This is a genomic window from Roseateles sp. (genome assembly GCF_052436255.1).
In the GTDB taxonomy this organism is placed as follows: domain Bacteria; phylum Pseudomonadota; class Gammaproteobacteria; order Burkholderiales; family Burkholderiaceae_C; genus Pelomonas.
Genome location: NZ_JBQVNP010000170.1, coordinates 1 through 10,156, shown reverse-complemented (window position 1 = coordinate 10,156; position 10,156 = coordinate 1). Strand labels below are relative to the sequence as shown.

10 protein-coding genes are annotated in these 10,156 nt (G+C 69.9%); 3 read left to right on the top strand and 7 right to left on the bottom strand.

What is annotated here, in order from left to right; genetic code table 11:
* The 7 genes from ACT6S0_RS24080 to bufA2 all read right to left on the bottom strand — a co-directional run.
* The coding region (locus ACT6S0_RS24080) for a glycoside hydrolase family 43 protein (RefSeq protein WP_444766296.1) at window positions 1-1,072 on the bottom strand (1,072 nt) is incomplete at its 3' end.
* Window positions 1,073-1,200: 128 nt separating this feature from the next.
* Entirely contained in the window at window positions 1,201-2,487 is a 1,287-nt protein-coding gene (locus ACT6S0_RS24075) for an FAD-dependent oxidoreductase (protein WP_444691978.1), read from the bottom strand.
* A 16-nt stretch (window positions 2,488-2,503) separates the two neighbouring features.
* Window positions 2,504-3,883: an amidase gene (locus ACT6S0_RS24070; protein WP_444691993.1), complete on the bottom strand. Its 1,380-nt coding sequence runs from the start codon at window positions 3,881-3,883 to the stop codon at window positions 2,504-2,506.
* Complete coding sequence (locus ACT6S0_RS24065) at window positions 3,883-4,413, bottom strand: peroxiredoxin (RefSeq protein ID WP_444691979.1); 531 nt, start codon at window positions 4,411-4,413, stop codon at window positions 3,883-3,885. The genes ACT6S0_RS24070 and ACT6S0_RS24065 overlap by 1 nt, the downstream gene beginning before the upstream one ends.
* Window positions 4,414-4,477: 64 nt before the next feature.
* Complete coding sequence (locus ACT6S0_RS24060) at window positions 4,478-5,257, bottom strand: HvfC/BufC family peptide modification chaperone (RefSeq protein ID WP_444691980.1); 780 nt, start codon at window positions 5,255-5,257, stop codon at window positions 4,478-4,480.
* Complete coding sequence (bufB, locus tag ACT6S0_RS24055; protein ID WP_444691981.1) at window positions 5,254-6,075, bottom strand: MNIO family bufferin maturase; 822 nt, start codon at window positions 6,073-6,075, stop codon at window positions 5,254-5,256. The genes ACT6S0_RS24060 and bufB overlap by 4 nt, the downstream gene beginning before the upstream one ends.
* Before the next feature lie 130 nt (window positions 6,076-6,205).
* Window positions 6,206-6,460, bottom strand: a complete 255-nt coding sequence (bufA2, locus tag ACT6S0_RS24050; RefSeq protein WP_444691982.1) for a BufA2 family periplasmic bufferin-type metallophore — start codon at window positions 6,458-6,460, stop codon at window positions 6,206-6,208.
* Between the two features lie 227 nt (window positions 6,461-6,687).
* Here bufA2 and ACT6S0_RS24045 point away from each other — a divergent pair, with 227 nt between their 5' ends.
* From ACT6S0_RS24045 to ACT6S0_RS24035, 3 genes are read left to right on the top strand one after another with little or no spacing between them, the layout of a single operon-like run.
* Entirely contained in the window at window positions 6,688-7,569 is an 882-nt protein-coding gene (locus ACT6S0_RS24045; protein WP_444691983.1) for an N-acetylmuramic acid 6-phosphate etherase, read from the top strand.
* A complete protein-coding gene (locus tag ACT6S0_RS24040; protein ID WP_444691984.1) occupies window positions 7,566-8,846 on the top strand; it encodes an MFS transporter in 1,281 nt (426 codons plus the stop codon). The genes ACT6S0_RS24045 and ACT6S0_RS24040 overlap by 4 nt, the downstream gene beginning before the upstream one ends.
* Entirely contained in the window at window positions 8,843-9,976 is a 1,134-nt protein-coding gene (locus tag ACT6S0_RS24035; protein ID WP_444691985.1) for an acyltransferase family protein, read from the top strand. The genes ACT6S0_RS24040 and ACT6S0_RS24035 overlap by 4 nt, the downstream gene beginning before the upstream one ends.
* The last annotated feature ends 180 nt before the right edge of the window (window positions 9,977-10,156 follow it).

Below are 10,156 nucleotides of genomic sequence, written 5' to 3'. Positions count from 1 at the left end.
CCGCCATCGGCGCCGGTTCGGGCAGCAGCACACCGGGCGCGACCGGCGCGCCCAGCATCGGCAGGCCGTCTGCCGTCCAGCCGAAGCGCTGGGCCCGCACGCTGCGCCGCGCCCAGCCGCCGCCGGAGCGGTCGATGGCGTGGTAGACGATCCAGTCCTCGCTGCCGTCGGGCGACTTGACGAAGCTGTTGTGCCCGGGGCCGAATACGCCGTGCTCGGGCCGCGCGGCGAAAACCGGCGTGGGGCTCTTGTGCCAGGAGGCCGCGGACAGGATGTCGCCGCCGTCATGACGCAGCAGCCCGACGGCGTAGTGGTCGGTCCAGCTGGCGCTGGCGGAATAGGTGATGAACAGGCCGCTGTCGCCGTACAGGACGGCAGGTCCCTCCAGCAGCGGCGCGCCCTGGCATTCCCAGGCCAGCTCGGGCGCGGCGATCTCGTGGCGCTCACCGCTGATCGTCCACGGGTTGCTCATCGCGGCGATGTAGAGCACCTGCGGGAAGCCGTCGTCGTCGTCACGCCAGCCCGACCAGACGAAGTACAGCTCGCCAGCGCGCTCGACGGCGATGCCGTCGATGGCCCAGCGGTCGGTGGCGTCGCTGATCTGGCCTTTGAAGACGTACTCGCCCTGCGGGTCGTCGGTCTTGGCCTCCAGCACGTACATGCGGTGGTTGCGGTTGTCGCCGTCGCTGGCGGCGAAATAGATGTACCAGCGGCCGCGCACAAACTGAAGTTCGGGGGCCCAGATCTCGGCGCTCCAGCGCGTGCCCGCCTCGGGCTCGAAAACGCTGACCATCTCGGCCTGGCCGATGTCCTGCAAGCGCTGGGCGCGTGCGATGCCCAGGAAGCGGTCGCCGACGCTGCGGCAATAGTAGTAATACCCGTTGGCGTGCACCACCGACGGGTCGGCGGACCCGGCGGGCGACGCCGGAGCGACGATGGGGTTGGCGAAGTGGCCAGATGACTCTGCGCCGCCAGGCAGGCGCAGTTCGTTCGCCGCGCTGGCTTCAGGCAGGGCCAGCGTGGCCGACGCCGGCCGGCGCCGGCGCGACTGTGAGATGACTTTGGGGTGCATGGCAAGCCGAAATGCAAATCCAGGGCGCCAGCATCGCCGCAGCTGGCGTCGGCCGTTGTGAAGAGTGCCGCAAACCAGCGCCTCTCTTGGCGCGGCGCACGTCGAAGATGCCTTGTTCGTGAACTCGTTTACGCCGCGCGGCCATCCTCTCCAACGCCCCCACGGGCCTCCACCCGCGCGGCCACCGCCAGCGCTGAACGCACCGCGCTTTCAAGCAGCGGCACGCCGGCTTCGGCGTAGGAGCCACACCACCACACGCGGCGTTCGGCTTGCGCATGCAATCGCTGCAGCGCGGCCAGGGCGGCAGCACTGCCGGCATCAACCAGCGGGCGCTCGAAACCGGCGTGGCCGATGACGCTGTCATCCCGCGGCCAGCGCTGCGGCATGACGGTCTGGAACAGCGGCGCGGCGTGGCGCAGCGCCGGCTGCACGCGGTTGATCCAGATGGTGCTCTCGGGCTGCGCGTGTTCGGCGCAGACGCGGGCGTTGACCGGCGACCAGTCGGCGCGGCGCGCGGGCATCAGCGCGGTGTCGCGGTGCATCAGCACCTCCAGCCTCCGGTACCGGAAGGCGGCCAGCGCTGCCGCCTCGTCGGGCGCAGCGTCGGCCAGCAAGGCGAGCGCCTGGTTGGCCTGCGTGGCGAAGACCACATGGTCGAAGGCCTCCACGCCGGTGGCGTGCTGCAGCACCACCCGCCCGCCACCGGCTTGGCGCCGAACGGCCGCCACGCCGGCGCTGCATTGCACGCGGGCAATGCCGGCCAGCAGCTTGGCGGCCACCGCATCGGCGCCGTCGCGCGCACGGTGCACGCTCTGGCGCGCCACGCCAGCGGCGGCGTAGCCGACGACCACGGCCGCGGGGTAGGCGCGTGCGTCGGTGGTGCTGCAGGTGCCGATGGTGGCGATGGCCGGCAGCAGCAGGCCGTCGACGAAGTCGGGCGCAACGCGTTCGGCCGCGACGAAATCGCCGATGCTCACGCCGCCGAGATCCCCTGCGGCCTGTGCCGCGCAGGCCCGCGCATGAAAGCGCAGCGCGCCCTGCACGATGTGCCACGCGCGCACACTGCCCACGTCCCGCGGCAGCACATAAGGCAGCGACCAGCCCCCGAGGCTTGCATTGCGCCAACGGAAGTAGGCGCGGCCGTCAGCGCCGGTGAAGGTGGTGGCGTAGTCCACGGGCTCGGTGGGGATGCCGAGTTCGGCATACAGCCGCGTCAGCGTCGGGTAGTAGCCGGGGTAGAAGACGCGCAGCGGCACGTCGATGCGCAGGCCCGCGGCGCTGCCGTCGAGCGCCACCGAGCTGGCGACGAAGCCGGGCACTGCATGGCGTTCGAACAGCGTCACCGCATGGCGCCGCGACAGCTGCCACGCGGCCACCAGGCCGGCGATGCCGCCACCGATGACGGCGATGTTCATGGCGGCAGCTTAGGGGTCAAACAGCGTTGAACGGCCACGCGCGCTGCGCCGGCCGCAGCTGTTCCCACAACGCGCCCAGTGACAGCACGCCGGCATCGTCGAAGCGGCGCCCGATGATCTGCAGGCCGATGGGCAAACCCTGCATCGTGAAACCGGCGTTGATGGACAGCGCCGGCTGCTCGCTCATGTTGAACGGCAGCGTGAAGGCGATGTGCTCGAAGGGCCGGGCCGGGTCATGCAGGGGGCTGGCCCGATGGGCCGCGTAGGCGGGCATCGGCGCGACGGGCGAGAGCACGAAGTCGAAGGGTTCGCAGGCCGCGTTGGCCGCTTCGCGCAGCGCCTGCATCTGGCTGTAGCCCTGAAAGACGGTGCCGCCGTCGTAGCCGGCTGCGGGTGCGACCCAGTCGAGGATGTAGGGCAGCACCCTGGCGCGGCGCTCGGGCGCCAGGGCCGAGATGTCCAGCCAGGAGCGCATGCGCCAGAACCGGTCGATGCCGTCGGCCATCTCGCGCGTCGTGAAGGCACCCAGCGTCTCGACGCTGGCGCCGGCCTGCTCGAAGGTGCGCGCGGTGGCGGCGATGGCGGCCTCGACTTCCGGCTGCACGACCTCGCCCCAGCCGGCGTCGAGCAGCAGGCCTATGCGCAGGCCCCGCGCCTCCGGCGACCGGGGCAAGACCTGGCCCGGTGGCAGTTGCGTCGGGTCGCGCGCGTCCGGCTGGGCCAGCACCGCCAGCATCAGTGCAGTGTCCGCCACCGTGCGCGTCAGAGGCCCGGCGACGCGGCCGGCATAGGCGGGCTTGATGGGCACGCGCCCATGGCTGGGCTTGAGGCCGACGAGGCCGCACCAGCCGGCCGGCAGGCGGATGGAGCCGCCGATGTCGGTGCCCAGGTGCAGCGGCCCATAACCCGCCGCCGCAGCGGCCGCCGCGCCGGCACTGGACCCACCGGGCGTCAGGCGCACATCCCAGGGGTTGCGCGCCGGTTCGGCATGGAGGCTGGACAGGCCCGAGCTGAGCATGCCGTAGTCGGGCATCGTCGTGCGGGCCCAGGCAATCGCACCGGCCTCGCGCAATCGGGCGGCCGGCGGCGCCTCGAAATCCGCTCGCGCGTCATCGGCCGTCGCCGCGGTGCCGAGCCGATAGCTGGCGCCGGGCACGGCAATGTTCTCCTTCAGCGTGACGGGCACGCCGTCGAGCGCGAGCGCGTTGCCGGCCCGCCAGCGCGCCTCGCTGGCGCGGGCGGCGGCCATCGCACCTTCGGCATCGACGGCGCACAGCGCATGCAACTCGCCCTCGCGGGCCTCGGCCTGCGCGAGCACGGCCCGCATGACTTCGACCGGCGACAGCTCGCCCGAGCGATAAGCGGCCAGCAGCGCAGCCGCCTCCAGCGCGGCAATCACTTCTTCAATTGCTGAGCGGCCTTCAGCATCGCGTCGATGTGGCCGTCCGGGTTCATGCTGGCATGCACGGCGGCGATCTTGCCGTTGGGCGCGATCAGGTAGGAGACGCGGTCGGCCATGGTGCCGGGCACCATCTTGAGCGCGACGTCATAGTCCTTGATGACCTTGCCGCCAGCATCCGCGGCGACGGCGAACTTGCTGCGGCAGGCTTCGACGCTGAACTTCTTCAGCGTCTCGATGTCGTCGTTGGACATGCCAATGACGGTGGTGCCCACGGCGGCGAACTTGTCGGTCGCCTCGGCGAACTGATGGGCCTCGACGGTACAGCCGGTGGTGAAGGCCTTGGGATAGAAGTACAGCACCACCGGGCCCTTCTTGAGGGCGTCGGCGAGCTTGAACTTGAAGGGCTGGCCGCCCACAGCGGCGTCGGTGCTGAAGTCGGGGGCCGGCGCGCCGACGCTGAGGGCGGCCTGGGCGGTGGGGATGAGCAGGGCCGCGAACAGGGCGGCGAACAGGCGTCGTGACATGGCAGGCCTCGTGAGATGGGGCCCGCAGGATAGCCAAGCCGCAATGGCCTGGCGGCGCGCTGGGTCAGGGGCGGCGCAGCAGGCCGTCGGCCAGCCAGCGCTGCAAGGCGCCGATGACGGCCGGCGCGGCGGCCTCGGCGTCGCCAAGCTCGGCGGCGGCGCGTTCGCAAAGCAGCGCAAAGGGCGCGCCTTCGGCCACCGACTGCAACAGGGCCGCCTCCAGCGGCTCCAGCGAACGCCAGCGGGTTTCACCCTGCTGGCGCCAGGCCAGCAGCGTGTGCTGCAGCGGCACCGGCTCGGGCAGCTCGGGCTGGTCGGCGCCCGAATCGGGTTGCCATTCGCGCAGCATGCGCCAGGCGGGCTCGATGGCATGGGCCAGTGTCACGCGCTGTGCGCTGGGCTGCAGATGCAGCACCAGGCTGGCCCAGTCGTCCGGGCCCAGCGCGGCCAGCGCCGCGGACTCCAGCAAGGGCGCGTCGGCCGCGTCGAAGGCACCGCGCAGCGCCCAGTCCATGGCTGCGAAGTCGACCAGGCTGGCGTGGGGCACGAGTTCATCGTCCGCCGTGGCCATGAAGCTGGCCAGCGCGTGGCCGAACCAGCGGATGGACGGGTGCTGGCTGGGCCGGGCGGCGATGTAGGCCTGGGCCAGCGCGTCGAAGGCCTCGTCGCCCAGCGCCCGGGCCAGCACGGTGTAGTTGTCGGCCAGCGCCTCGGCCAGCCGCGCGCGGTAGGCGTGGCGGTAGACCTGCAGGCCGGTCGCGAAGTCGCCCGACAGCAGCCCGGCCGCGTCGCTGCCGTCGCGGATGGCGGCGGCGAGTTGCTGCTGTTGCGCGACGAGGCTCATGACGCAGCCGCGAGGCGGCGCGCGGTGGCCAGCTCGTCGAGCAGTTCGGCCAGCGGCGGGATGTGGTCGTCGCGTTCGATCATGGTGGGCACGCGGCCGAAACGCTTCAGCGCATGCGCGTACAGCGACCAGACTTCGTCGCGCACCGGGTGGTCGTGGGTGTCGATGACGATGTCGCCGCGGTCCTCGTGGCCGGCGAGGTGGATCTGGCGCACCGGCGCAACGGGAATGGCGTCGAGATAGGCGATGGGGTCGAAGCCGTGGTTGCGGCCGGAGACATAGACGTTGTTGATATCCAGCAGCAGCTGGGCGCCGGTGGCCCCGAGCAGTTGGCCGATGAAGTCCCACTCCGTCATCTCGTCGGCGGCGAAGCGCACATAGCTGGAGACGTTCTCCAGCACGAGCGGCCGGCCGAGGAGGTCCTGCACCTGGGCGATGCGGCCACCGACATGGTCCAGCGCCGCGCGCGTCAACGGCACAGGCAGAAGGTCATGCAGCTGGCCGTGCGCGTCGGCGCTCCAGCAGAGGTGGTCGGACACCCAGCCGGGTTCCAGCCGGTCGGCGAGAAGCCGGAGTTCACGCAGATAGCCCAGGTCCAGCGGCGCCGGCCCGGCAACGGACAGCGAGACGCCGTGCATGACCAGCGGATAGTCCGCCCGGATGCGCTCCAGATGCGCCAGCGGCGGCCCGCCCGGCACCAGGTAGTTCTCGGAAATGATCTCCAGCCAGTCGGGCTTCACGGCGGCATCGACACCGGCCTCAAAGTCGGCGTAATGCTCGACGCGCAAACCGAGGCCAAAGCCTTGAATCTTGGTCATGTCGAAAGAGGAAACGGCGCGGCGCCGCAGGCGACGCGCCTCATCCAGCGGCAGCCGTGGATCTGGCTTCGCCAGGCCACAGGCTGCGCCCCCTTGAGGGGGAAGCGCGTCAGCGCTTCGGGGGTGGGCTTTACTTCTCGACCTTGCCGCCAGCCTCGGTGCATTCTTTAGCCGTCTTCTTGCTGACCCAGCCCTGGCCCTTGCAGCCGTTCTGGCCCTTGCAGCCGCTCTTGGCGGTCTTGCACTCCGAGCTGCCCTTGCAGCCATTGATGCCGGAACACTTGACCATGCCGTCGGCGGCCAGGGCGGTCGTGGGCACGGCGGTGGCGAACAGCGCTGCGGCGGCGGCGGCGATGCCGAGGCCGGTCTTCATGGATGCGTTCATGGAAATCTCCAGACAAAGAAGTGGTTGAGGTCGAGTATCACCACAGGTCGATTCCGGAAAAGACCGGTGTCGACTTGCCAGCTTGCGTCGGCGTGACCCTTGCAGTCCTTACAACCCACCGACGCGCAGATTCTGATTACCTGCCGTTATGGTTGCAATGGCGCGTGGCATTCGTCATGTGCCGACGCCAGCCGCTAGAGTCCGGCAGCTTGCCGCCAACCCTGCCCATGCTGAACACCGAAACACCGAGCACCCGTCACCCCGACCTGGACACCTACGCCACGCCGGCGCTGCTGGATGCATTCATCGACGACCAGCTTGCCGCCGTCGCCGCCGTGAAGGCCGCCGCGCCGCAGCTGGCCGCGGCCGTGGACGCCGCCCTGCCGCGCATCCGCGCCGGGGGGCGGCTGCTATATGCAGGCGCCGGCACGTCGGGCCGCCTGGGGGTGCTGGACAGCGTTGAGCTCTACCCCACCTTCTCCTGGCCACGCGAGCGGGCGGTGGCCGTCATTGCCGGCGGCCAGGGCGCGATGTTCGTCGCCGTGGAAGGCGCCGAGGATGACCGCGCACAAGGCGCCGCCGACCTGAACGCACTCAAGCCCGGCCGCAACGACGTGGCCCTGCTGCTGGCCGCCAGCGGCGGCACGCCCTATGTGCTGGGCGCCATCGAGGCCGCCCGCGCGGCGGGCACGCTGACCATCGGTTTTGCGAACAACCCCGGCGCGCCGGTCACCGAGCTGGCCGACATCGGCATCGTGCTGGACACCGGCGCGGAGGTCATCTCCGGCAGCACGCGGCTCAAGGCCGGCACGTCGCAGAAGATCGCGCTGAACACCTTTTCGTCGGCGCTGATGGTCAGGCTCAACAAGGTCTACGGCAACTTGATGGTGGACCTGAAGGCGACCAATGCCAAGCTGGTCAAGCGGGCGTTGGCGCTGACCGTGCGCGCGTCGGGCGCGACCGAGGCGGACGCGCAGGCGGCGCTGTCCCAATGCGACCACCATGTGAAGACGGCGTTGGTCATGCTCAAGCGCGGCGTGAGCGCCGAGGCAGCGCGGACGCTGCTTGAGGCTGCGCACGGCAGCGTCAGCCGGGCCTTCAACGCGTGAGCGCATCCAGATCCCCCTGGGCGTGGATCCCCACGCTCTACTTCGGGCAGGGCATTCCCTATGTCGTTGTCATGACGCTGTCGGTGGTGCTCTACAAGAACCTGGGCATCTCCAACACCGACATCGCGCTCTACACCAGCTGGCTCTACCTGCCCTGGGTCATCAAGCCGCTGTGGTCGCCGCTGGCCGAGCTGTTCGGCACCAAGCGCAGCTGGGTCGTCGTGCTGCAGTTCTTCGTCGGCGCAGCGCTGGCGGGCGTGGCATTGACCATCCCGACCGACAAGGTCTTCCAGCTCTCGCTGGCGGTGTTCTGGCTGATGGCCTTTGCCTCGGCCTCGCATGACATCGCCGCCGACGGCTACTACATGCTGGCCCTGCCCCAGCACCAGCAGGCTGCCTTCGTCGGCGTGCGCTCGACCTTCTACCGCCTGGCCAATATCGGCGGCCAGGGCGGTCTGGTCTATCTGGCCGGCGAGCTGACCGAGCGCACCGGCAGCGTCGTCGAGGCCTGGACCCTCGTGTTCTGGCTGATGGGCGGCCTTTTCGTCGTGCTGGCGCTGTGGCATGCCCTGGTGCTGCCGCGGCCGCCGGCTGACCTGCGCGGCCCCGGCGGCAGCGCCGCACGCGGCCTGGCCGGCGAGTTCCTGGCCGTCTTCGTCAGCTTCTTCAAGAAGCCCGGCATCGCCGTCGTGCTCGGCTTCCTGCTGCTCTACCGCTTCCCCGAGGCCCAGCTGCTCAAGCTCGCCTCACCGTTCCTGTTGGATCCCGTTGAGCAAGGCGGCCTGGGCCTGTCGACCAAGGAAGTCGGCATCGCCTACGGCACCGTGGGCCTGACGGCGCTGACGCTGGGCGGCCTGTTCGGCGGCTGGGTCATCTCCCGCATCGGTCTTAAGCGCGCACTGTGGCCGCTGGTGCTGGCCATGCATGTACCCAATGTGGCCTTCCTGCTGCTGGCCATGCTGCACCCGACCAGCCTCGTCGTCATCAGCGCCGCGCTCGCCGTCGAACAGTTCGGTTATGGCCTCGGGTTCACCGCTTACCTGATGTACATGATCCACGTGGCCGACGGCCCGCAGAAAACGGCTCACTATGCGATCTGCACCGGCTTCATGGCGCTCGGGATGATGATCCCCGGCATGTGGAGCGGCTGGCTGCAGGACCACATCGGTTATGTGCCCTTCTTCGCCTGGGTGCTGATCGCCACGCTGCCGAGCTTCATCATGACGGCCTTGATCAAGGTGCCGGATGGCTTTGGCAAGAAGGCCGACCCTGCATGAAAGACCGCGTCCTGTCGCTGGATGCCTTTCGAGGCTTCGCGATCGCGGCCATGCTGCTCGTCAACAACCCCGGCGACTGGGGCAACGTCTACGCGCCGCTGCTGCACGCCAAGTGGCATGGCTGGACGTTCACCGACTGGGTCTTTCCCTTCTTCGTCTTCATCAGCGGCATGGCGATGACGATCAGCCTCGCGCGCCGTGCTCAAGGGGGCGCCGACAAGACCGCGCTGCTGCTCAGCACGTCGCGCCGGGCGCTGGTCATCATCGGCATCGGCCTGCTGCTCAACCTCATTCCGAGCTTTGACTTCAGCACGGTGCGCATCCCCGGCGTGCTGCAGCGCCTGGGCCTGTGCACCCTGGCCGCCGCGCCCATCGTCATCTGGTGCGGCGTGCGCGGCGTGGCGGTCTGGGCGGTGGCGCTGATGGCCATCTACTCGGCGGTGCAACTGCTGCTGCCGGTGCCGGACGCCGACGGCGTCGTCCTTACCGGCGTGCTGGAGCCGGGCAAGGACGCCGGCGCCTGGCTCGACCGCCTGCTGATGGACGGCCATCTGTGGCGGCAGGCCAAGACCTGGGACCCCGAGGGCCTGCTGTCTACGCTGCCGGCCGTGTCGACCCAGCTGCTCGGCGTGCTGGCCGGCTATGTGCTCGCTTCCAACAAGCAGCCCGCCGACAAGGCCATGACCTGGATGCTCGCCGGCCTGGCCGCACTCTGGCTGGGCCAGGTGCTGGACGCCTGGCTGATGCCCATCAACAAGTCGCTTTGGACACCGTCCTTCGCCATCGCGATGGCCGGCTGGGCCTGCATCGTGTTTGCCGCCTTCTACTGGCTGCTCGATGCCATGCCGCAGCCGCTGGCCCGTGCGCGATGGGCCAGGCTGCTGCATCCGCTGGTCGTCTTCGGCATGAACGCGCTCTTCCTGTTCGTGCTGTCGGGCTTTGTCGCCAAGATGCTCTACACCGTCAAGCTCGGCGACGGCCGCACGCTGGGCCGCAGCCTCTACCAGCCCATCCTCGACCTGGGCCTGGCGCCCAAGAACGCCTCGCTGCTGCATGCGATCGCTTTTGTGGCGGTGATGTACGCGGTGGCCTGGGTCATGTACCGCAAACACTGGTTCGTCAAAGTTTGAAGCCATGAAACGCCGCGACCTGCTCAGCCTTGCCTCCGTCCCGCTGCTGGCCGCCTGCGCCACGCCGCCCACTCCCCCCACGGCGCCTTCGCCCACCGACGCCGCACTCGCGGCCTCGTCCCAGGCGCCCACCGCGGCCGGCAAGCTGCCGCCGGCGCCGCCGCGCGAATGGCGCGCCGC

Bases quoted from the DNA above. Each gene is read 5' to 3' on its own strand.
- ACT6S0_RS24075 (WP_444691978.1), bottom strand. From the start codon at position 2,487: ATGAACATCGCCGTCATCGGTGGCGGCATCGCCGGCCTGGTGGCCGCG.
- ACT6S0_RS24065 (WP_444691979.1), bottom strand. From the start codon at position 4,413: ATGTCACGACGCCTGTTCGCCGCCCTGTTCGCGGCCCTGCTCATCCCC.
- ACT6S0_RS24060 (WP_444691980.1), bottom strand. From the start codon at position 5,257: ATGAGCCTCGTCGCGCAACAGCAGCAACTCGCCGCCGCCATCCGCGAC.
- bufB (WP_444691981.1), bottom strand. From the start codon at position 6,075: ATGACCAAGATTCAAGGCTTTGGCCTCGGTTTGCGCGTCGAGCATTAC.
- bufA2 (WP_444691982.1), bottom strand. From the start codon at position 6,460: ATGAACGCATCCATGAAGACCGGCCTCGGCATCGCCGCCGCCGCCGCA.
- ACT6S0_RS24045 (WP_444691983.1), top strand. From the start codon at position 6,688: ATGCTGAACACCGAAACACCGAGCACCCGTCACCCCGACCTGGACACC.
- ACT6S0_RS24035 (WP_444691985.1), top strand. From the start codon at position 8,843: ATGAAAGACCGCGTCCTGTCGCTGGATGCCTTTCGAGGCTTCGCGATC.